This is a genomic window from Longimicrobiales bacterium (assembly GCA_035764935.1).
Lineage (GTDB): Bacteria > Gemmatimonadota > Gemmatimonadetes > Longimicrobiales > RSA9 > DASTYK01.
Window position 1 is genome coordinate 1 of record DASTYK010000077.1, and the last position, 20,274, is coordinate 20,274.

Sequence of the window (20,274 nt, forward strand, 5' to 3'; positions counted from 1 at the left end):
CGGCGGCGCACACTGCCGCGCGTGCGGCGCCGAAGGCAACCGCTCGCGCTGCACTCGTCGCTCCGTCGTGTCCTGCAGTGCGTCCTGCTGTCCAGCCACCCATCAGCCCTCCACCAGATCGACGGGAGTCGCGCCGCGCGCGATCGATCCCAGCCGCCAGGCCTCCTCGCCGGATGCGCGCAGCCGCTCGATCACGCTGTCCGCATCGGCCGCGGCGACGACCGCGATCATGCCGACTCCCATGTTCAGCGTCTGGAACATCTCGTCGTCCGAGATGCCCCCCTGTTCCTGCACGGCGCGGAACTCTGCGGGTGGCGTCCAGCTCGCGCGCTCGACACGCGCCTGCAGCCCCTCGGGCACCACGCGGTCGAGGTTGCCGGGAATGCCGCCCCCCGTGATGTGCGCGAGGGCATGAATCACGCCGTCGTCGAGCAGCGGCCGCAGCGAACGCGCGTACGCGCGGTGCGGCCGGAGCAGGACGTCGCCAGTCGTTTCGTCGGTTCCGGGGAACGCGTCACCGACGGACAGCCCGAGCCGGTCGAACAGCAGCCGGCGCAGCAGCGAATAGCCGTTCGTGTGAAACCCGCTCGACGCGAGGCCGATCAGTGCGTCGCCCTGCTGCACCCGCGCCTTGCCTGGACGCCCAGCTTCCTCGACGACGCCCACGATGAAGCCGGCGAGGTCGTACTCACCGGGCGCGTAGAAATCGGGCATCTCGGCCGTTTCGCCACCGAGCAGTGCGCAGTCGTTCTCGCGGCACGCACTCGCGAGCCCGGAGACGACCTGCTCCACCGTGCCTGCCTCGAGCCGGCCCATGCCGATGTAGTCGAGGAAGAACAGCGGGCGTGCGCCCTCGACCAGGATGTCATTGACGCAGTGATTCACGAGATCGGCGCCGACCGTGTCGTGCCGGCCCGCCATCATCGCGACCTTGAGCTTGGTGCCGACACCATCGGCACTGGAAACGAGCAGCGGCGAGCGCATGCCGGCGGGAACGCGGAACAGCCCGCCGAACCCACCTGGATTCGCTACCACCCCGGCCGTCGCGGTGCGGCGGACCAGATCGAGGATGCGCGTCTTGGCGTCCTGCGCGACGTCGCGGTCCACGCCCGCGTCGCGGTAGCTCAGGCCGCGGGACTCAGACATTGGTCAGGGTCGCGACGGCGTGCTCGAACGTCGTCATGCCGTGGAAGGCGCGAACGCGGTCGTGAACCTCCTGCCCCTGCAGGTGGATCAGCCGCTCGACGCCCATGCGCTCAACGGAGAAGGAGCCCAGCGCAGAGCCGTAGATCATGGCGCGGCGCAGGTGCTCGCCGTCCACGGCGCCGCAGCGTGCGAGATAGCCGACGAAGCCGCCCGCGAACGCGTCGCCTGCGCCGGTCGGGTCATACACGTCCTCGAGCGGGAAGCCCGGTGCGTTGAAGATCAGGTCGGAGGTGAACAGCATAGCGCCGTGCTCACCCTTCTTGACGATCACCATCTCGGGTCCGTGGCGCTGGATCCAGCGCGCGGCGCGCAGCAGGTTGTGATCACCCGACAGCTCGCGCGCCTCGCTGTCGTTCACCATCAGCAGGTTCACGCGACCCAGCAGCTCCAGCAGCGCATCACGCTTGCCCGAGATCCAGAAGTTCATGGTGTCGCATGCGACGAGGCGCGGCGCGCGCACCTGCGTCAGCACGTCGAGCTGCAGCTCCGGGTCGATGTTTCCCAGGAACACGTACTGCGCATCGCGGAAGCGCTCGGGCAGCTTCGGCTGAAAGTCTGCGAACACGCCGAGCCGCGTCTCGCGCGTTTCCCGGCTGTTCAGGTCGTAGCTGTAGACGCCCGACCAGCGGAAGCTCTCCCCGGGCTTCCGCTCGACACCGCTCAGGTCCACGCCCCGCTCCTCCAGGAAACGCAGCTGCTCAAGCGGGTAGTCGTCGCCGACGACGCCCACGAGCTGAACGTCGCCGAACAGCGACGCCGCCGCGCTGAAGAACGTGCCCGATCCGCCGACCGTCTCGTTCGCCATGCCGAACGGCGTTTCGATCGTGTCGAGCGCGATGCTGCCGACAACCAGGACGCTCATGCTGCGTTCTCCTCCCGGTCCATGCGGTCGGGGGCGTTGAGACCAAGAATGTGCAATCCGTTGCGCAGGACGGTGCGCACGCCGCGCGCGAGCACGAGCCGCGCCGTCCGCAACACGGCGTCGTCGACCAGTACCGCGAGCTCCGGATTGCGGCTGGGGTTGCCTGCGTGATACCACGAGTTCACCAGCGACGCCGTCGTCTCCAGGTAGTCGCACAGCACGTGCGGCGCACGGGCGTCCGCTGCACGCTGCACCACCCCGGGGAACTCCGCGAGCTGCTTGACCAGCTCCTGCTCCGACGGATCCGCCAGCCGGTCGAGACTGGCCGCGCCCACATCCAGCGACGCAGGGGTCACGCCCGCCTTGCGGAAAATGCTCATCATGCGCGCGTGCGCGTACTGCACCTTGAAGACGGGGTTCTTCTCCGACTGGTCGAGTGCGAGGTCGAGGTCGAACAGCATCTGCGCGTCGCCGCGGCGCATCAGGAAGAAGTAGCGGGCCACGTCGACACCGGTCTCGGTGAACAGGTCGCGCAGCGTCACGATGTTGCCCGCGCGCTTGCTCAGCTTCACCTCTGCACCGCCGCGCACCAGGCGCACCATCTGCACGATCTCGACGTCCAGCAGGTCGGGATGCCCGAGCGCCGCGAGCGCGGCCTTCATGCGGGGCACATAGCCGTGGTGATCCGCGCCCCAGACGTTGATGACGTAGTCGAAGCGCTTGGCCTTCTCCCGGTGATAGGCAAGGTCCGGCAGGAAGTAGGTGTAGCTGCCGTCGCTCTTCACCAGCACGCGGTCCTTGTCGTCGCCGAACGCGGTCGTGCGCAGCCAGACTGCGCCGTCCTGCTCGTACGTGAGCCCGTGCTTCGCGAGATCGTCCAGCGTCTCCGTCAGCCGGTCCTCTTCGTACAGGGACGACTCACGGTAGTACGTGTCGAACACGACACCGAACTGGCGCAGGTCACGGTCGTGCTCCTCGCCCATCACGCGCACGCCGAAGTCGCGCATCACCTGGAGTCGCGCGGTGCGCTCCAGCGCGCGCAGCTCGTCGCCACGCTCCCGCTCGAGATGCTGCGCCAGCTCGATCACGTACTCGCCGTGGTAGCCGTTCTCCGGGATCGGCGTCTCCGTGCCGTTCAGCGAGAGCCAGCGCGCCTCGATCGACTCGGCCAGCCGGTCGATCTGCACGCCCGCGTCGTTCACGTAGAACTCGCGCGTGACGTTCCACCCGGTCCAGTCCAGCAGCGATGCGATGCCGTCGCCGAGCGCGGCACCGCGCCCGTGCGCAACGTGCAGCGGGCCCGTCGGGTTGGCGGAGACGAACTCGACCTGCACACGCCGGTTTCCGCCCACGGTGCTGCGGCCGTACGCCTCGTCCGCCTCGACGATCTCCGCCAGCTTTGCGCTCAGGCTCGCCTGGGCGAGTCGGAAGTTGATGAAGCCCGGTCCCGCGACGTCCGCGCTCCGGACGCCCGCCGCGGCCAGGTCGAGACGCGCGATGATCTGCTCGGCAAGCGCGCGCGGCGGCTGGCCGACGCGCTTCGCGAGCAGCATCGCGAGGTTGGAGGCGATGTCGCCATGCTCGGGGTTGCGCGGCCGGTCGAGCTGTACCGGGACATCATCGGTGCCGGCCAGCTCACCCGCGACACGGGCGAGCTGCGCGCGCAACGCGTCCGTCGGCATCAGGCCGACCCGGCGGCGCCGGCCGACCCGCTCTTCGAGCCGCTGTCACCCCTGGAGCTGCCGCCGTCACTCTTCGAAGAACCGCTCTCCTTCTCCGCGGCCTTCTTGTAGGAGTCGCTGCGGTAGTCCGTGATATAGAAGCCCGAGCCCTTGAACAGCAGGCCCGCGCCGGCAGAAAGCAGCCGTTCGGCTGGCGCGCCGCACTGGGGGCAGGTGTCGACCGGGTCCTCGCTCATGCGCTGAAACAGCTCGAAAGCGTGACCGTTGGCGCAGCGGTATTCGTATGTCGGCATGGTATCTACGTGATTCTGGACAAAAGCCGGCAGAAGTTAGCCGGCAATGCTGCCGGACGCCACTCCGCGCCATACCCCCCACTGCTCGCGGAGTGCGTCGCTGATCTCGCCCAGTGTGGCATCGGCGCGGACGGCCTCGACCATCAGCGGGAGCAGGTTTTCGGAGCCCGCAGCGGCTTGCCGCAGTGCGTCGAGCGCCTCCGTGACCCGCGCGGCGTCCCTGCGGGCGCGGAGCGCGGCCAGCCGCTCGCGCTGCGCAGCTTCCAGGCGCGAGTAGTCGGGCCGCGGGATCTGCGGTGGCGGTTCGTCCACCCGCAGCGTATTGACCCCCACGACCTGCCGGTCGCCGCGCTCCACGTCGAGCTGGTGCTCGTAGGCCGCGCGATGGATTTCCTCCTGGAAGAACGCGATCGCCTGCGCGGCGCCACCCAATTCGGCCACCCGGTCCAGGTACGCTCTGGCCGCCCCTTCCAGCTCGCTGGTCAGTGCTTCGACGTAGTAGCTGCCACCCAGCGGATCCGCCGTGTCCGCCACGCCGGATTCCGCCGCGAGCACCTGCTGGGTCCGGAGCGCGAGGCGGGCGGATTCCTCGGTCGGCAGCGCGAGCGCCTCGTCGTAGGCGTTGGTGTGCAGCGACTGCGTGCCGCCGAGCACTGCTGCCAGGGCCTGCACGGTGACGCGCACCACGTTGTTGAGCGGCTGCTGGGCCGTGAGCGTGACCCCGCCCGTCTGCGTGTGGAACCGCAGGCGTGCCGACTCGTCACTCGCGTCGTAGCGCTCGCGCATGAGACGCGCCCACAGGCGCCGCGCCGCCCGGAACTTGGCGATCTCCTCGAACAGGTTGTTGTGCGCTGCAAAGAAGAACGAAAGCCGTGGCGCGAATCGCTCGAGCGGAAGCCCCCGCTTCAGTGCACGTTCCACGTACTCGAGCGCATTCGCGAACGTGAACGCGATCTCCTGTGCAGCGGTGGAGCCCGCCTCACGGATGTGGTAGCCGCTGATCGAGATAGTGTTCCAGCGCGGCACCTCGCGGGCGCAGAAGTCGAAGATGTCGGTCACCAGCCGCAGGCTCGGTTCGACCGGGTAGATGTAGGTGCCGCGGGCGATGTACTCCTTCAGGATGTCGTTCTGGACCGTACCCGACAGTGCGGAGCGCGGCACGCCGCGCTCGTCCGCCAGTGCGACGTAGAACGCGAGCAGGATCGCGGCCGTCGCGTTGATCGTCATCGACACGGACACCTGTTCGAGCGGGATCCCCTCGAACAGGGTGCGCATGTCGTCCAGGCTCGCGATCGCGACGCCCACGCGCCCGACCTCGCCCTGCGCCATCGCATGGTCGCTGTCGTAGCCCATCTGCGTCGGCAGGTCGAACGCGACGGAAAGCCCGGTCTGACCGTGGTCGAGCAGGTAGTGGTAGCGGCGGTTCGTCTCGGCCGCCGTGCCGAACCCGGCGTACTGCCGCATGGTCCAGAGCCGACCGCGGTACATCGTGTCGTACACGCCGCGCGTGTACGGGAACGCACCCGGACGCGAGAGGTCGAACTGCGGGTCCAGTTCGACGTCGTCAGGGCCGTACACCGGCTGTATCGGTTCACCGCCGGAACGCACGTGACGTCGCGCGCTCACGCCGCCTCCGCCTCGAACTCGATCATGATCGTACCCTTCTCGACCGCCTGGCCGGCAGTGACGGCGATGCGTGCGACGACGCCCGCCGCGTCCGCCTTCAGCTCGTTCTCCATCTTCATTGCTTCCACGATCGCAACGCCCTGCCCTGCCTGCACGTGCTGCCCCGGCTCGACGAGCAGCCGCACCACGAGGCCGGGCATCGGCGCCCGAACGGGCTTCGGCCCCTTCGGGCCGGCAGACGCGGACGTAAGCGCCCGGATCGCCCGCGTGCGCTCGTCGACGACCTCCGTGTCGTAGCGCGCACCATTCGCATACAGCACCCATTGCCCCGCGGTGCCGTTCTGGGCGTGCAGCAGATGCGACGCACCATCGAGCAGGAGGTGGTGCATCGGGGTGCCGGGCACCGCGCGCAGATCCGCCTGCACGCGCTCGCCGTTCACCTCGATGCCTTCATCGTCGAGCGTCACCTCGAAGGTCCGCTCGCCGATCGTCACGAAATAACGCATTCGAACTCCGCCACAGTCTCCACGTGCGTGGTCTGCGGGAACATGTCGAAGCAGCGCACGCCGCCCAGCCGCAGTGCCGGCGTCAGCCGCTGCGCGTCCCGGGCGAGCGTCGCCGGATCACAGCTCACGTACACCAGGCGTTGCGGCGGCCGGGCGACCAGTGCCGCTGCAGCCTCCGCGGCCAGTCCCGCGCGCGGCGGATTCACGATGACGACGTCTGCCGGCAGCGCTTCGGGCAACGCATCCTCCACCCGCGCCTCGATGATCCGCGCACCCGGAAGTGCCCGGCGCGCGTCCTCCACGGCGTGCGCGTCCAGCTCGATGCCGACGACGTCCGCGCCCGCGCGTGCACTGCGCCGTGCGTGCAGTGCGACGCCGCAGTACGCATCGACGAGCCGCATGCCGCTGCCGGGGGCGACACGCTCCAGCACGTGCGCCTCCAGTGCCTCCGCCGTGCCGCGGTTCACCTGCAGGAACACGGCCCCGCCCAGCCGGACGTGCTCATCGCCCCAGTCCTCCTCCACGTGGTCGGCACCCGCCAGCAGCACGGGCGCCTCACCGGGCGCGCGCCGCTGCCACACCGAACGCAGACCGGGCACCGCATCGATCAGCTCCTCGGCGCGCCCCGCACCATAGCCTCCCTCGACCAGCAGCGTCAGCTCACCGCGCCGGGTCCCGCGCAGCGTGAGCCGGAGCCGGTCGCCGGACGGAAGACGTGACGCGTTGCGACCCCAAGCGGCCCGCAGTGCGTTCCAGCCCTCGGCAACCGCCGCCTCGGGCAACAGGCATGTACCGTCCATGTCCAGTACACGATCAGCGCGCAGCCGGTCGTGGAAACCCGCTACCACACGGTCGGACCCGAGCCGCCGCAGCGCAAAGCTGACGCGATTGCGGTAACGGAACTCGTTCGGCGAGGCGACCACGGGCGGCACCTCCACGTCGACGCCGCCGATGCGCCGCAGCGCCTCCTGTACGATCGAGCGCTTCGCCTCGAGCTGCGCTCCATACGACAGGTGCTCGATCGTGCAGCCACCACACCGCTGGTAGTACGGGCAGGGCGCAGCGCGCCGCTGCGGCGACGCCTCGATCACGCGCAACGGCTCCGCCCGGACGTAGCGCCGCTTCTGCTCGGTCAGGCGAGCCTCGACGACGTCGCCGGGCGCGGTGCGGGCCACGAACGCGACGCGGCCGTCGGCCAGGCGCGCGACTCCGGCACCGCCGGCTGCAATCGATTCGATCGTGAGACGCTCGCTCATTGCAGCGCCAGCCGCTCCACCTGCGAAGCGAGCGTCGAAAGGTCGAACGGCTTTGCGATCACACCCGCGGCGCCCAGCGAAAGCAGCGCTTCTCGCTCCGCGTCGGCCCGTCCGGTCAGGAACACGAAGCGCGTATCCGCACACCCGGGCAGCGCGCGCACTGCCGCCACCACATCCCGGCCATCCTCCCCGTCGAGCACGACGTCGAGCAGCATCAGGTCGATACGCGACGTACGGGCGAGCCCGACCGCCGACCCGACATCCTCCGCTTCCAGCAGCGTGTGACCCGCGGCGCCCAGCGCGTGGCCGGCCGCCAGGCGGATGAGCGGATCGTCGTCGACGAGGAGGATCGTCATGCAGGTGTGGACTCGTCGCGGATGTCGTCCGCAACGGCGTCGCCCCTCGACACCACCGGATCGTGCGACTCGTCCGGACCGTTCAGCTCGTTCGGACCGTTCGGCTCCGTCGCGTCCTTCGACGCCTTCGACTCCCTGGGTTCCCGCAGCTCGGCGACCACTGCCTTCAGCGTCTTCACCAGCTCGGGGACCAGAGGCGGCACGTCCTCCGGCTCCGCTTCTTCGACGGCGGTGGCTGCGTCCGTGATCTGCGGGTAGCCGTACGTCGCGCCGGAGCCGCGCAGTGAATGTGCGAGCCGGCGGATCGTGCCGAGTGCCCCGACGGGATCGGCCTCCATCGTCGTGGCGGCGGTCTCCAGCGCCTCGATGCGTGTGCTCAGTGCACTGCGAAAGAACTGCTTCAGGTCATCCATGCTGCGTTCAGTCCTGGAGGAGTCGTGCGACCACGTCGATCAGCACCGATTCATCGATGATCGGCTTCGAGACGTACTCGTCGAAGCCGGCGGCAAGGAACTTCTCGCGGTCTCCGGCCATGGCATGTGCGGTGAGAGCAACGACCGGCAGTGCCTCGAGGCGCGCATCGCTCTTCATGAGCGCGAGCACGTCCGTGCCGTCCATCTCCGGCAGCGAGATGTCGAGCAGGACGAGGTCCGGCGGTGCGGCCCGCATGCCGTGCAGCGCCTCGGCGCCGGCACCGTACTCGACAATCTCGTAGCGGTCCTCGAGAATCGCGCGCACGAGCAGACGGTTGTCCGGGTTGTCCTCGACCACGGCGATGGTTCTCATTCGCTGCGCTCCAGCTGAGCCTCCAGCGCCGTACGCGCCGCATCCATCTCGTGCGCGATCCAGGCGCACAGCTCGCTCCACGTGTCGTCGCCGAGCTCCGCGCGCGCCTCGGCCTCCTGCGCCAGCAGGCGCAACCGCTCCAGTCCGATGTTGCCCGCGCTCGACTTGATCGCGTGCGCCGTGCGCGCCGCCTCGTGGGCGTCGTCCTCCTGCAGCAGCGCCTCCACGCGTGCCGGCACGTGCTCCAGGAATGCGCGGAACATGCGATGAAGGAGTTGCACACCGCCGATGCGCTGGACGCGCTCCAGCGCCGCGGCATCCAGCACCGGTGCTTCGCCCGTGATTGCTGCGATCTCGTTGTCCACGCCCGCCTCAGCGATGTCCGAAATCGGGTGTCGCCCAGGGACTGCGCTGCGCGTTTGCCGCGATCCGCCCGATCGCCCGTCGACGCCGACGCTCCGCCTCCAGCAGCGCGGCCGCGACCGCCGCAGCGCGCAGCTCCCCCTCGTCCGTTTCAGGCTGCAGCACGGCCGGGTGTTGATCGACATAGCGGATGTCGATGTCGCCCGCGCGAAAGTCCGGTTCGCGCAGCACGCGCTCGTGAAAGCCGATGCTCGTCTCCACGCCCACGATGCGCAGCTCCGCGAGGGCCCGCTGCATGCGCGCGATCGCCGCGGCGCGATCGTCGCCGTGCACGATCAGCTTGCCCAGCAGCGGGTCATAGAACAGCGAAACCTCGAACCCTTCGGAGATGCCGCCGTCCCAGCGAACCCCGGGACCGGTGGGCAGATCGACCGCAGCGATGCGGCCCGTCGAGGGGAGGAACCCCTGCGTCGGGTCTTCGCTCGTGATGCGACACTCGATGGCGTGTCCCGTCGGCACGAGTGCACCCTGGTCCAGCGTGAGCCGCTCGCCCGCTGCGATCCGGAGCTGCCACTGCACCAGGTCGACACCGAACGCCAGCTCCGTGACCGGATGCTCGACCTGGATGCGCGTGTTCATCTCGAGGAAGTAGAACTCGCCGCCGTCGTAGAGGAACTCGATCGTGCCCGCATTCCGATAGCCGACGGCGGCAGCGGCAGCGACGGCCGCAGCCCCCATCCGTGCACGCAGCTCCCCGTCCACGACCGGCGAAGGCGCCTCCTCGATCATCTTCTGGTGACGCCGCTGCACGGAGCACTCACGCTCCCCCAGGTGCAGCACCTTGCCGTGCGCATCGGCCAGCACCTGGATCTCGATGTGGCGCGGCCGCTCCAGGTACTTCTCGATGTAGACGCTGTCGTCGCCGAACGCCTGCCGCGCCTCGCGCTGCGCGCCCTCGAAGGCGCCCTGCATCTCCGCTTCGCCGCGAACCACGCGCATCCCCTTGCCGCCGCCCCCGGCCGCAGCCTTGAGCAGGACGGGGTAGCCGAACGAGCCGGCAGCGGCGACCGCGGCAGCCACGTCCGCGAGCGGCTCCGCCGTGCCCGGCACCACCGGCACGCCCGCGTCGATCATGCGACGTCGCGCTTCCGTCTTGTCCCCCATCGCCTGTATGGCGGCCGCGGGCGGGCCGACAAAGACCAGCCCGGCATCCTCGACCGCCTGCGCGAAGTGTGCACGCTCCGCGAGAAAGCCATACCCGGGATGCACCGCATCACAGCCACTGCGCTGCGCGACGTCGAGCAGCACGTCCACTCGCAGGTAGCTTTCGCTCGCCGCCGCACGGCCGATCAGGTACGCCTCGTCCGCTTCGAACACGTGCGGCGCCAGCCGGTCCGCCTCCGAGAAGACCGCGACACTGCGGATGCCGAGCTCGCGGCACGCGCGAATGATGCGGACCGCGATCTCGCCGCGGTTCGCGACGAGGACCTTGCGGATGCGCTGGTCAGTCATGGGCAGCTCGATGGCAGCGCGCGAGTGATCGGACGGCGGGCCAGGGCGCGGGGCCCTGGGCCCGGAGTGCGCCGCCCGCGAAGAGCGTCCCGCCGTGAAGACCCCGGCCCCGGCGCTGGCCCCGGGCCCGGGCGCGCCTCCCCCTACAACGGTATGCACCCATGCTTCTTCGCCGGATTCGAATCGCGCTTGTTCCGCAGCATGTCGAGCGCGTTGATCAGACGAGGCCGCGTTTCGCGCGGGTCGATCACGTCGTCGATGTAGCCACGCGCAGCGGCAGCGTAGGGGTTGGCGAACTGGTCGCGGTACTCCTCTTCCCGCTGCTTCGCCGCGGCCTCGGGATCGTCCGCGTCCGCGATCTCCCTGCGGAACAGGATCTCGACCGCGCCCTTCGGGCCCATCACGGCGATCTCCGCCGTCGGCCAGGCCAGGTTGACGTCGCCGCGGATGTGCTTGGAGTTCATCACGTCGTACGCGCCGCCGTACGCCTTGCGCGTGATGACCGTGACGCGCGGCACCGTCGCCTCCGAGAACGCGAACAGCAGCTTGGCGCCGTGGCGGATGATGCCGCCGTGCTCCTGCGCCACACCGGGCAGGAAGCCGGGCACATCCTCGAACACGACGAGCGGGATGTTGAACGCGTCGCAGAAGCGCACGAAGCGCGCGCCCTTGACCGAGCTGTTGATGTCGAGCACCCCCGCGAGCACCGCGGGCTGATTCGCGACGATGCCGACCGGCCTGCCGCCCAGGTGCGCGAAGCCGACCACGATGTTCTGCGCGAACTGCGCGTGCACCTCGTAGAACTCGCCGTCGTCGACGACGGGGCGGATCACGTCGAGGATGTCGTAGGGCTTCGTCGGCTCGTCCGGCACGACGGAGAGCAGCGCCTCGTCTGCCCGATCGAACGGATCGTCCGTCGGGCGCTCCGGGCCTTCCTCGCGGTTGTTCTGCGGGATGTAGCGGAACAGCGTGCGGATCGCTTCCAGTGATTCGAGCTCGCTGTCGTGCGCGAAGTGCGCGACACCGGAAACGCCGGCGTGCACGTCCGCGCCGCCCAGCCCCTCCATGTCGATCTCCTCGTGCGTGACCGTCTTCACCACGTTCGGCCCGGTCACGAACATGTAGCTCGTGCCGCGCACCATGTAGACGAAGTCGGTGATCGCGGGAGAGTAGACCGCACCGCCGGCGCACGGGCCCAGGATCGCGCTGATCTGCGGCACGACACCGGATGCGAGCGTGTTGCGCAGGAAGATGTCGGCGTAGCCGCCGAGCGATACGACCCCCTCCTGGATGCGCGCGCCGCCGGAGTCGTTCAGTCCGACGACGGGCGCCCCGTTCTTCAGGGCGAGGTCCATGATCTTCACGATCTTCTCGGCGTGCGCCTCGGAGAGCGAGCCGCCGAACACCGTGAAATCCTGGCTGAACACGTAGACGAGGCGGCCGTGGATCGTGCCCCAGCCGGTCACTACCCCATCGCCGAGGAATTTCTGTCTGTCGAGTCCGAAGGCGGTCGAGCGGTGGGTGACGAAGCGGTCCAGCTCGACGAAGCTGCCCTCATCCAGCAGCAGATCCAGCCGCTCGCGCGCGGACAGCTTGCCACGCTCGTGCTGCGCCCTGATCCGCGCTTCCCCACCTCCCTGCTCCGCCTGTCGGCGCAGCGACTCGAGCTGGTCCAGCCGCTCGCGCATCGTCATTGCGCCGGCCCCTCCAGCTTCACGAGTCGGCCCCCCTCGATGCGAACGAGGAACGGCGCACGCTCGATCGCGCCGCCGCGCACGCTGATGATCCCCGTCGCGCCCCGCACACCGCGCAGGTCGGCGATCTCCGCAGCAACCTCGCGCGCGTTGTCGGCGCCCTCCTCGACCGCAGCGAGAACGAGCAGCGCGGCGTCGTAGCCGAGCCCGGGGAACGGGTGATTGAGCGAGCGCCGGTACCGCGCCTCGTATGCGCCGACCAGGTCCTCCCAGGCGACTGCCGGATCGGTGCGCAGCAACGGTGTTGCGGCGATCACGCCGTCGGTGACACGTGTCGGCAGCGTGCGCAGCAGCGTCTCGCCAGTCCATGCCTCGCCGCCGAGCACCTGCACCTCACCAAGCCCGTAATACGAGAGCTGCGGCGCAAGCTGCGGGATCTCGCGCTCGGCGGCCGGCACGAAGAGCGTCTGCACGCCGGCCGCGGCCAGCCGCTCCATCTGCTGCTGGAAGGTCGTCGTCGTCTCGCCATAGGACATCCGCAGCGCGACGCTGCCACCCGCGCGCTGGACTGCGTCGGCAAACGCGAGTGCCTGGCGCTCGCCGTCACCGCCGATCGGATGCAGGATGCCGATCGGGCCGGACGCGTTGCGCGCCGCCCACTCCCCGAGCATTGCGGCTCCGCGAACGTCGCCGGCGTTCAGCGAATACGCGTTGTCACCGGAGGGAGCGTCCGGACTGCTGGGCGAGATGATCGTGAAGCGCAGATCGCTCCGGCCGTTGACCGCGCCGCTCACCTCTTCGGGGAGCAACGGACCGACTGCCGCAACCGCGCCCGCGGCCTCGAGCGAGCGCACGGCGCGCTCCGCGCCGGCCGCTGATCCTGCCGTGTCCTCGATGCGGATCTCGATGGGCCTGCCGCCCTGCGCCTCGTGCGCGTCGACCGCCAGCTGAACGCCCTCGAGGATGAGCGCACCGTACTGCTGCAGGTACTGCGACCCGCTCTGCGGCAGCAGCAACCCCAGCGTCAGCGGCGCCTCACGCGAGGGCTCCGACCGCTCGTCGCGCGGCTGGTCGCGGGGCGTCGGCTCGCCCGGCATGCCCACCGGGGTACACGCGGCCCCCAACGACCCCACGGCCAGTGCGGCCAGCAACATGCCGCGTGTTTTCTGCTGCCTCATGCTCCCCCTTTTTTCCATGCTGCGGAAACGCGGGAACATAGGCATGGCCGGCAGTCGATAAAAGGGCGTACGGAGCGTCCGAGCCGTCACCACAGAAAAAGGGCGGGCCCCAACGGGACCCGCCCCTCTTTCCTTCCGACCGGAAGAGCCTCAGCTCTCGTCCTCCGACTCCGCGCCAGCCTCGGACGACGCTTCCGCCGACTCCTCGGCGGCGGCCTCGACCGGCTCCTCGCGCCTGACGGGCGGCTCCGGCATCTGCGTCACGCTGAGCACGATCCGACGGTTGACCGCGTCGGTCTCCTGCACCCGCAGCTCGATCGTCTGACCCTCGCCCAGCACGGCCGAGAGGTCCTTGCCGGCCGGGACCGGGACCGCGCTCGCCGGAACGAAGCCCTCGATGTCGTCACCCAGATCGACGACCACGCCGTCCTCGACCAGGCGCACGACCCTGGCCGACGACTCGACGCCCGACGTGAAGCGCGCGGCGATCTCGTCCCACGGATCCTCCGTGGTCTGCTTCAGGCCCAGCGAGATCCGCTTGTTCTCCGGGTCCACGCCCAGCACGACGACGCTCACGTCGTCGCCCTTGCGCAGCACCTCCGACGGATGCTGGACACGCTTGGTCCAGCTCATGTCGCTGATGTGGATCAGGCCGTCGATGCCCGGCTCGATCTCGACGAACGCGCCGAAGCTCGTGAGGTTGCGGACCTTGCCCTCCACCCGCGTGCCGATCGGGTACTTCTCCGGCAGCGCGAGCCACGGGTCCTCCTCGATCTGCTTCATGCCGAGCGAGATCTTCTCGTCGTCGCGGTCGACCTTCAGCACGACTGCCTCGATCTCGTCGCCGATCGAGACCAGCTTGGACGGGTGCTTCACGTTCCGCGTCCAGCTCATCTCGCTGATGTGGACGAGACCCTCGACGCCCTTCTCCAGCTCGATGAACGCGCCGTAGTTCGTGATCGACACGACCTTGCCACGAACGCGCGCACCGACCGGGTACTTGCGCTCGATGTCCTTCCACGGATACGGCAGCAGCTGCTTCAGCCCGAGCGAGATGCGCTCGCGGTTCCAGTCGATGTCCAGCACCTTCACGTCCAGCTCGGTGCCGATGTTGACGATCTCCGACGGATGACCGACACGGCCCCAGCTCATGTCCGTGATGTGCAGCAACCCGTCCAGGCCGCCCAGGTCGATGAACGCACCGAAGTCGGTCACGTTCTTCACGACGCCATGGCGCACCTGCCCGACCAGCAGCTCCTTCACCAGCTGCTCGCGCTTGCCCTCGCGCTCCTCCTCGAGGATCACGCGGCGGCTCACCACGATGTTGCGGCGGCGCTTGTTCAGCTTGATGATCTTGAAGTCGAACGTCTGGCCGATCAGGTCCTCGATGTTCGGCACACGACGCAGCGCGATCTGCGAGCCCGGCAGGAACGCATCCACGCCCATCAGGTCCACCGTCACGCCACCCTTGATCTTGCGTGTCAGCGTGCCCGGTACCTTGTCGTTCTCCTCGTACGCGGTCTTGATCTTCTCCCAGACACGGAGGAAGTCCGCCTTCTTCTTGGAGAGTACGACGACGCCCTCGGAGTCCTCGAGGTTCTCCAGGAAGACCTCGACCTCCTCGCCCGGCTGGAGCTGGTCCGGGTTCTTGAACTCGTCACGGGAAATCGAGCCTTCGCTCTTGAAGCCGACGTCCAGGATCACCGCGTTCTCGGTGACGCGCAGGACCTTCGCCTTCACGATCTCGCCTTCCTCGATGTTCGTGAGGGTGTCCTCGTACATCGAGAGGAGCTGCTCGTACTCCTCTACGGAGTACTCGTCCTCCTCGAGAAACTTCGAAAGCGGCTCGATGATGCGCTCGCGCTTCGGCTGCCGCGACGTCACCGCCGCGCCACCCTGCTCGTTCTGCTGCTCTTCCACGGTTGCCATATGGGGAGTGCGCCTCCTGCAATGCGCTGCACGGCCGGCGCGGCCGCACAACGGTTGAAGTGAACCGCCGCCCCGGCCCCTTGCCGACGCAGCGCATGACCAGACCGCGGGCGCGGTCCAGCCACAGACTGAAAATTGTAACAGGAATACCGCGGTGGGACAAGCCGGAACGGCTCAGGGCGAGGGCGAGCGCGAGGTACCCCGCTGGACGAGCCGACGCCCGCATTCAGTACTCATTCGCCAGCCCGTGGCAGCAGCATCACTGCACCTGCCCGGGCGCGGGCGCGGGCCCGCTAACTCTGCCCCGGCTGTTCCCGCCTCTCCAGCTGTTCCCGCCGTTCCAGCGCGAGAAATACGATCCGATCCACCTGCTCCTCGAAGCTCAGCCCCGTCGTATCCAGCTCCACCGCGTCATCCGCCTTCCTCAGCGGTGCCACGGCCCGGGAGCTGTCGACCCGGTCGCGCTCCAGCAGCCGTTCGGTCTCCGCCGCAAGCTCGGCCGGAGCGGGCTCCGCGACCCCCTGCTGTACCAGGCGCCGCCGGGCCCGCTCCCGTGGGTCCGCGACCAGGAAGATCTTCAGCTCCGCGTCCGGGAAGACGACCGTCCCGATGTCACGCCCCTCGGAGACGAGGTCCACCCCTTCGGCGGCGCCCCGCAGGCGTCCGAGCAGCCACGAGCGCACGGCAGGGACTTTCGCCATCGCCGAGACATGGGCGTTCACGGCCGGCTCCCGGATCGCGTCGCCGACATCCTCCGCGCCGATCAGCATGCGGAACCCGCCGTCGCCCGGCACACCCCGCACGCCGAGGCGGTCGAGGTCGTCTCCTGCGAGCGATGGCCATTCGCCCACCGGGATCCCGGCTCGCTGCGCGGCCAGGGTGAGTGCACGGTAGAACGCCCCGGAATCGAGGTGACGGAAGCCGAGGCGCCGGGCGACGGCGCGCGCCGTCGAGCTCTTTCCGCTGCCGGCGGGCCCGTCGATCGCGATGATCATGCGGCGATCACATCCCAGAACCCCGGGAAGCTGACCTGCACGCATTCCGGATCATCCACGATGATGTGATTGCCCTGCAGCGTTCCCAGCACACCGAACGCCATCGCGATGCGGTGATCCCCGAACGTGCGCACGGTGCCGCTCATGGGCTGCGCGGAGCCTGTGACGTCCAGGCCATCCGCATGCTCCTCCACCTCGACTCCGAGCGCCCGCAGATTCTGCACGAGCGCGTGGATGCGGTCCGTCTCCTTGACGCGCAGCTCCGCGGCCCCGCGGATGCGCGTCGTTCCGTGCGCGCGAGCAGCCAGCGCAGCGATCATCGGGATCTCGTCGATCAGTGCGGGCACCTCGGCACCCTCGATCGTAGTCGCAGTCAGCGGGCCGGGCGCTGCGCCGAGATCACCCACGGGCTCGCCTCCCTCGGAGCGCGCATTGCTCACCTCGACCGGGGCACCCATTCGCTCCAGGACGTCGAGCATGCCCGTGCGCGTCGGGTTCAGACCGACGCCGGCCACGCGTATGCCCGGTAAACGCAGCAGTCCGAGCGCCAGCAGAAAGGCGGCGGACGAGAAGTCGCCGGGCACGTCCAGGTCGAGCGGCCGCAGTGCAGGCACCGGCTCCAACGAGACGCCGGCCGCCCCGTCCTCCTCGAACGAGCGAACGGTCGCGCCCTGCGCTGCGAGCATGCGTTCGGTGTGGTCGCGCGACAGGCGCGGCTCGCGCACCTTCACGGCCACGCCGCCCACCAGCCCGGCAAGCAGCAGTGCGCTCTTCACCTGGGCGCTGGCATGCGGCGATTCGAACTCGATCGCACGCAGCTGGCCGCCCTGCACGCGCAGTGGAAGCAGCCCTGCCCCGCCCACGAACTCGAAGCGCGCCCCCATCCGCCCGAGCGGCTCCGTGACGCGCGCCATGGGTCGCGAGCGCAGCGATGCGTCCCCCGTCAGCTCTGCAACGACACCCGCGCCCGCAAGGATGCCGAGCAGCAAGCGCGCGGTCGTGCCGCTGTTGCCGCAGTCGATCACCACCTGCGGAGTGCGCAGGCCGTGCAGCCCGACGCCACGCACGTGCACGGGCGAATCCGCGCGCAGATCGGGGATGTCGCATCCCAGTGCGCGCAGCGCCGCTGCGGTCGACTGGATGTCTGCGGACGTGAGCAGTCCGCGCAGCGTGCTGTCGCCCTGGGCGAGCGCAGCGAACATCAGCGCGCGGTGCGAGATCGACTTGTCGCCGGGAACCCGGACGGCGGGTGGAGTCATGACTGGTCCGCGTCCGCAAACGGGATCTCCAGCTCCAGCCCGTCGTAGGCGACGATGGACGACGCGAACACCGCGCGCGCCTCGCGCTCGAGCTGCCGCGGGTCCTCCGCGTAGCGCGCCGAGATGTGCGTGAGCACGAGACGACGCACTCCCGCGCGCTCCGCCAGCTGCGCCGCTTCGCGCGCCGTCGAATGCCGCGTCGCCCGCGCGCGGGCGGCCTCCTCGTTGCAGAACGTCGCGTCGTGGATCAGCAGGTCGGCGCCCTGCGCCGCCGCTGCAATGTCGCGCGTCGGCCGGGTGTCGCCCGTATAGACGACGCGGCGTCCCGGCCGCGGTGGTCCCACGACGTCCGCGGGTCGGATCACACGGCCATCCACCTCGATCGCCTCGCCGCGATGCAGCTGCCCGAAGAGCGGGCCGTGCGGGACGCCGAGCTCACGGGCACGCTCCGGATGGAAGCGGCCGAGGCGCTCGTGCTCGACCAGCGCGTAGCCGATCGACGGCGTGCCGTGGCTCGTGCGGAATACCCGGACGTCGTACCCCTCGCGTGACAGCACACTGCCGGGCGACAGCTCCGCGATCTTCACCGGGAACGGCACCCGGTCGACACCGAGGTTGACGGCCGCCTCGAGGATGGGCACAGCCCCGGCTGGCCCCCAGAGACGCATTTCCGTCTCCCGGCCCTGCAGTCCCATGGTCCGCAGCAGGCCGATGATGCCGAGAAAGTGATCGGCGTGCATGTGCGTGACGAAGATGTCGTCGAGCGCGAAGCCGGTACCGTAGCGCATCATCTGCCGCTGCGTGCCTTCACCGCAGTCGAAGAGCATCAGCTCGCCTTCGCGGTTGACGAGCAGCGCGCTCACATTGCGCCCGACCGTCGGCCGGCTCGCCGCGGTCCCCAGGAACGTGACGCGAAGCATTTACCAGGAACGCCGCGGCGAACGTGTGGTGCGCAGCAGCCAGAGTGGAGAGTAGAGTGCGTACAACTGATCGGCGTTGGCAGTGAGTGTGGGAGCGATCAGCAGCACGAGCCAGAACAGCACGACCGCAGCCGAGCGACGTCGCACCTTCGAGAGCTCCGAACGCGCGAGGGTCGCCTCCTGCATTCCCGTGATGTCGCCCCGGTCGGCGCGTCGGTCGGCGACGTCGCCCGCGAACATGCCGTCCGCTCCGTGACGCAGCAGGCGCAGCACCGCCCAGAACAGCCGCCATACGACGGCCGCCCAGCCGACGACACCGAGAAGGAGCAGGCCCGTGCGCATCGCCGCCTAAGCTAGAGGCGCCCGCGGGACATGAGCAAGCAGTGCAACACCCGCAATGAACGGCGAAGGGCGGCGCCCGCTGGTGCGAGCCCGCCCTCGAACGGTGTCCGGACGCGCCGGGTCAGGTGCGCGCCGCCCGCACGATCAGCATGGATGCGTCGGTTTCCTTCGCGAGCTGTTCGTGGCGGATGCCGAGGAACGCAGGCGCCAGCCCCCATGCGCGCGATGTCCCGACCACGATCGCGTCATACCCGCCGTCTCTCGCCTCGTCCACTGCGGCACGCAGCGGATCCGCCGCAGCGACGACGCGCACCTCGCACCACGTGCCGTCCACGCTCTCGCGGAAGCGCCCCGTGTGGGCCGGCTCCTCGTCCGGCTCGACGACGTGCAGGATCGTGACGCTCTCCGCCTCCGTCTGTGCGAGCCGCTGCGCGACGCCGACCGCCGCGCGGTCATGGTCGCCGTACAGATACGGTACCAGCAAACGCTTCCACGGGCGCGGATGACGATCGTAGTGAACAACGATCTGCGCGTCGCTCTTCTGCATCACGCGCGCGACCGTGCCACCGATGAGTGTGCGGCTCAGCGTAGGACGCTGCCACCCCATCACGATCAGCTCGGCATCGACGTCATCGGCGGCAGCAACGATCGCACGAGCGATGTCGGCGTCCTCGCGCACGATCGGCTCCACCCGCGGCTGCGACGGCGCTCGCCCGGCGTACAGCTGCCCGAGCGCGTCGGCCGCCGACTCGCCTGCGGTCGCGAAATGCTCTCCCGTGGCGACGTGCATCGGCCGGACGTCGCCCTCCATGCCCATCGGCACCAGCGTCTCCGCCAGTGACAGCAGCCCGGGCCCTGCATCCGGCCGACCCACCGGCACCAGCACGCGATAACGGCCCGTGCGGCGCGCGGCCCGCCCCTGCAGCGCATTCGTTGCGGTGGTGATCATGACGCCCTCCGTGCAGTGAGACTGCCCGCGTAGCTCGCGCTCACGTCCCAGTCGTCCGCCTCCTGCGCGTCCGCGCGGGTGGGGCTGATCGCCAGCGAGACCACGCGCCCGACCCGCCGCGCATGCTCGATACGCGTCAGGATCGCGCGGGTCGCGCGTCGACTGCCCGTGAACTTCAGGATCCGGCGCTTGAGAGTCGTTTCCGAGCGCAGTGCGTCGCCGCTGATCAGCAGCAGTCGCAGCATTCCACACCTCCCTGGCCTGGAGAGCCGGGCGAACAGTGCGGCGCGTTGTGGAGGTCAGGTGAGAAACGGCGCGTAGCGCCAATGGTGGACAACCGGCAACCGCATCATCGCGGCCGCGGCTCTCGCCACGCTCCCTTTCTCGCCTGCGGGGTTAGCTGACGGGTTCGGAGAAGGAAGTCTCCGTCCGGCGATCGCCGGATTCACCCCGATACGTCCCGGGTCCCCCGCCGCGCGGCTTCCTGCCGCGTGCTCGGCTCAGTGGTATGCAGGTGGCGGTTTTCCCGCCTGCGGGCATTATAGCAGGGTCCGCACGGG

General features: G+C 69.4%; 21 protein-coding genes and 1 riboswitch. All 21 genes read right to left on the bottom strand.

Features of this window, described 5'->3' with window-relative positions:
- Window positions 1-102: 102 nt before the first annotated feature.
- Entirely contained in the window at window positions 103-1,146 is a 1,044-nt protein-coding gene (gene purM / locus VFU06_06180; GenBank protein ID HEU5208982.1) for a phosphoribosylformylglycinamidine cyclo-ligase, read from the bottom strand.
- Complete coding sequence (locus VFU06_06185; GenBank protein ID HEU5208983.1) at window positions 1,139-2,068, bottom strand: PfkB family carbohydrate kinase; 930 nt, start codon at window positions 2,066-2,068, stop codon at window positions 1,139-1,141. Before VFU06_06185 ends, purM begins: the two co-directional genes overlap by 8 nt.
- Window positions 2,065-3,750: an arginine--tRNA ligase gene (gene argS, locus VFU06_06190; GenBank protein ID HEU5208984.1), complete on the bottom strand. Its 1,686-nt coding sequence runs from the start codon at window positions 3,748-3,750 to the stop codon at window positions 2,065-2,067. Before argS ends, VFU06_06185 begins: the two co-directional genes overlap by 4 nt.
- Window positions 3,750-4,043 carry an FmdB family zinc ribbon protein gene (locus VFU06_06195; GenBank protein ID HEU5208985.1) on the bottom strand — a complete coding sequence of 98 codons (294 nt, stop codon included), beginning with the start codon at window positions 4,041-4,043 and terminating at the stop codon, window positions 3,750-3,752. The genes argS and VFU06_06195 overlap by 1 nt, the downstream gene beginning before the upstream one ends.
- 36 nt (window positions 4,044-4,079) lie before the next feature.
- Window positions 4,080-5,669: a methylmalonyl-CoA mutase family protein gene (locus tag VFU06_06200; protein ID HEU5208986.1), complete on the bottom strand. Its 1,590-nt coding sequence runs from the start codon at window positions 5,667-5,669 to the stop codon at window positions 4,080-4,082.
- Window positions 5,666-6,175: a biotin/lipoyl-containing protein gene (locus VFU06_06205; protein HEU5208987.1), complete on the bottom strand. Its 510-nt coding sequence runs from the start codon at window positions 6,173-6,175 to the stop codon at window positions 5,666-5,668. The genes VFU06_06200 and VFU06_06205 overlap by 4 nt, the downstream gene beginning before the upstream one ends.
- Window positions 6,160-7,431 (bottom strand): class I SAM-dependent RNA methyltransferase, encoded by a 1,272-nt coding sequence (locus VFU06_06210; protein HEU5208988.1) that lies wholly within the window; start codon window positions 7,429-7,431, stop codon window positions 6,160-6,162. Before VFU06_06210 ends, VFU06_06205 begins: the two co-directional genes overlap by 16 nt.
- On the bottom strand, window positions 7,428-7,787 hold the full coding sequence (locus tag VFU06_06215; GenBank protein HEU5208989.1) for a response regulator: 360 nt from the start codon (window positions 7,785-7,787) through the stop codon (window positions 7,428-7,430). The genes VFU06_06210 and VFU06_06215 overlap by 4 nt, the downstream gene beginning before the upstream one ends.
- A complete protein-coding gene (locus tag VFU06_06220; GenBank protein HEU5208990.1) occupies window positions 7,784-8,200 on the bottom strand; it encodes an Hpt domain-containing protein in 417 nt (138 codons plus the stop codon). The genes VFU06_06215 and VFU06_06220 overlap by 4 nt, the downstream gene beginning before the upstream one ends.
- Window positions 8,201-8,207: 7 nt before the next feature.
- Window positions 8,208-8,573, bottom strand: a complete 366-nt coding sequence (locus VFU06_06225; protein HEU5208991.1) for a response regulator — start codon at window positions 8,571-8,573, stop codon at window positions 8,208-8,210.
- A complete protein-coding gene (locus VFU06_06230) occupies window positions 8,570-8,938 on the bottom strand; it encodes an Hpt domain-containing protein (protein HEU5208992.1) in 369 nt (122 codons plus the stop codon). Before VFU06_06230 ends, VFU06_06225 begins: the two co-directional genes overlap by 4 nt.
- Window positions 8,939-8,945: 7 nt before the next feature.
- Complete coding sequence (locus tag VFU06_06235; protein ID HEU5208993.1) at window positions 8,946-10,448, bottom strand: acetyl-CoA carboxylase biotin carboxylase subunit; 1,503 nt, start codon at window positions 10,446-10,448, stop codon at window positions 8,946-8,948.
- 143 nt (window positions 10,449-10,591) lie between these two features.
- Entirely contained in the window at window positions 10,592-12,142 is a 1,551-nt protein-coding gene (locus tag VFU06_06240; protein ID HEU5208994.1) for an acyl-CoA carboxylase subunit beta, read from the bottom strand.
- Window positions 12,139-13,320, bottom strand: coding sequence for a penicillin-binding protein activator (locus VFU06_06245; GenBank protein HEU5208995.1), 1,182 nt, complete (start codon window positions 13,318-13,320; stop codon window positions 12,139-12,141). The genes VFU06_06240 and VFU06_06245 overlap by 4 nt, the downstream gene beginning before the upstream one ends.
- A gap of 150 nt (window positions 13,321-13,470) precedes the next feature.
- Window positions 13,471-15,249 carry a 30S ribosomal protein S1 gene (rpsA, locus tag VFU06_06250; GenBank protein HEU5208996.1) on the bottom strand — a complete coding sequence of 593 codons (1,779 nt, stop codon included), beginning with the start codon at window positions 15,247-15,249 and terminating at the stop codon, window positions 13,471-13,473.
- A 293-nt stretch (window positions 15,250-15,542) separates the two neighbouring features.
- Window positions 15,543-16,244 (bottom strand): (d)CMP kinase, encoded by a 702-nt coding sequence (cmk, locus tag VFU06_06255; protein ID HEU5208997.1) that lies wholly within the window; start codon window positions 16,242-16,244, stop codon window positions 15,543-15,545.
- Window positions 16,241-17,503 carry a 3-phosphoshikimate 1-carboxyvinyltransferase gene (aroA, locus tag VFU06_06260; protein HEU5208998.1) on the bottom strand — a complete coding sequence of 421 codons (1,263 nt, stop codon included), beginning with the start codon at window positions 17,501-17,503 and terminating at the stop codon, window positions 16,241-16,243. Before aroA ends, cmk begins: the two co-directional genes overlap by 4 nt.
- Window positions 17,500-18,423 (bottom strand): ribonuclease Z, encoded by a 924-nt coding sequence (rnz, locus tag VFU06_06265; GenBank protein ID HEU5208999.1) that lies wholly within the window; start codon window positions 18,421-18,423, stop codon window positions 17,500-17,502. Before rnz ends, aroA begins: the two co-directional genes overlap by 4 nt.
- A complete protein-coding gene (locus tag VFU06_06270; protein HEU5209000.1) occupies window positions 18,424-18,765 on the bottom strand; it encodes a hypothetical protein in 342 nt (113 codons plus the stop codon).
- Between the two features lie 121 nt (window positions 18,766-18,886).
- Window positions 18,887-19,714 (bottom strand): universal stress protein, encoded by an 828-nt coding sequence (locus VFU06_06275; GenBank protein ID HEU5209001.1) that lies wholly within the window; start codon window positions 19,712-19,714, stop codon window positions 18,887-18,889.
- Window positions 19,711-19,959 carry a hypothetical protein gene (locus tag VFU06_06280; GenBank protein HEU5209002.1) on the bottom strand — a complete coding sequence of 83 codons (249 nt, stop codon included), beginning with the start codon at window positions 19,957-19,959 and terminating at the stop codon, window positions 19,711-19,713. Before VFU06_06280 ends, VFU06_06275 begins: the two co-directional genes overlap by 4 nt.
- A 125-nt stretch (window positions 19,960-20,084) precedes the next feature.
- A riboswitch (cyclic di-AMP (ydaO/yuaA leader) is annotated at window positions 20,085-20,225 on the bottom strand.
- Window positions 20,226-20,274 lie beyond the last annotated feature (49 nt).

What these genes read in the sequence shown, in the direction of transcription:
- VFU06_06235 (HEU5208993.1), bottom strand. Translation starts at nt 10,448, where the DNA reads ATGACTGACCAGCGCATCCGCAAGGTCCTCGTCGCGAACCGCGGCGAG.
- rpsA (HEU5208996.1), bottom strand. Translation starts at nt 15,249, where the DNA reads ATGGCAACCGTGGAAGAGCAGCAGAACGAGCAGGGTGGCGCGGCGGTG.
- VFU06_06240 (HEU5208994.1), bottom strand. Translation starts at nt 12,142, where the DNA reads ATGACGATGCGCGAGCGGCTGGACCAGCTCGAGTCGCTGCGCCGACAG.
- VFU06_06195 (HEU5208985.1), bottom strand. Translation starts at nt 4,043, where the DNA reads ATGCCGACATACGAATACCGCTGCGCCAACGGTCACGCTTTCGAGCTG.
- purM (HEU5208982.1), bottom strand. Translation starts at nt 1,146, where the DNA reads ATGTCTGAGTCCCGCGGCCTGAGCTACCGCGACGCGGGCGTGGACCGC.
- VFU06_06280 (HEU5209002.1), bottom strand. Translation starts at nt 19,959, where the DNA reads ATGCTGCGACTGCTGCTGATCAGCGGCGACGCACTGCGCTCGGAAACG.
- VFU06_06225 (HEU5208991.1), bottom strand. Translation starts at nt 8,573, where the DNA reads ATGAGAACCATCGCCGTGGTCGAGGACAACCCGGACAACCGTCTGCTC.
- rnz (HEU5208999.1), bottom strand. Translation starts at nt 18,423, where the DNA reads ATGCTTCGCGTCACGTTCCTGGGGACCGCGGCGAGCCGGCCGACGGTC.
- VFU06_06245 (HEU5208995.1), bottom strand. Translation starts at nt 13,320, where the DNA reads ATGAGGCAGCAGAAAACACGCGGCATGTTGCTGGCCGCACTGGCCGTG.
- VFU06_06220 (HEU5208990.1), bottom strand. Translation starts at nt 8,200, where the DNA reads ATGGATGACCTGAAGCAGTTCTTTCGCAGTGCACTGAGCACACGCATC.
- VFU06_06205 (HEU5208987.1), bottom strand. Translation starts at nt 6,175, where the DNA reads ATGCGTTATTTCGTGACGATCGGCGAGCGGACCTTCGAGGTGACGCTC.
- VFU06_06275 (HEU5209001.1), bottom strand. Translation starts at nt 19,714, where the DNA reads ATGATCACCACCGCAACGAATGCGCTGCAGGGGCGGGCCGCGCGCCGC.
- VFU06_06210 (HEU5208988.1), bottom strand. Translation starts at nt 7,431, where the DNA reads ATGAGCGAGCGTCTCACGATCGAATCGATTGCAGCCGGCGGTGCCGGA.
- VFU06_06185 (HEU5208983.1), bottom strand. Translation starts at nt 2,068, where the DNA reads ATGAGCGTCCTGGTTGTCGGCAGCATCGCGCTCGACACGATCGAAACG.
- VFU06_06270 (HEU5209000.1), bottom strand. Translation starts at nt 18,765, where the DNA reads ATGCGCACGGGCCTGCTCCTTCTCGGTGTCGTCGGCTGGGCGGCCGTC.
- VFU06_06215 (HEU5208989.1), bottom strand. Translation starts at nt 7,787, where the DNA reads ATGACGATCCTCCTCGTCGACGACGATCCGCTCATCCGCCTGGCGGCC.
- argS (HEU5208984.1), bottom strand. Translation starts at nt 3,750, where the DNA reads ATGCCGACGGACGCGTTGCGCGCGCAGCTCGCCCGTGTCGCGGGTGAG.
- aroA (HEU5208998.1), bottom strand. Translation starts at nt 17,503, where the DNA reads ATGACTCCACCCGCCGTCCGGGTTCCCGGCGACAAGTCGATCTCGCAC.
- cmk (HEU5208997.1), bottom strand. Translation starts at nt 16,244, where the DNA reads ATGATCATCGCGATCGACGGGCCCGCCGGCAGCGGAAAGAGCTCGACG.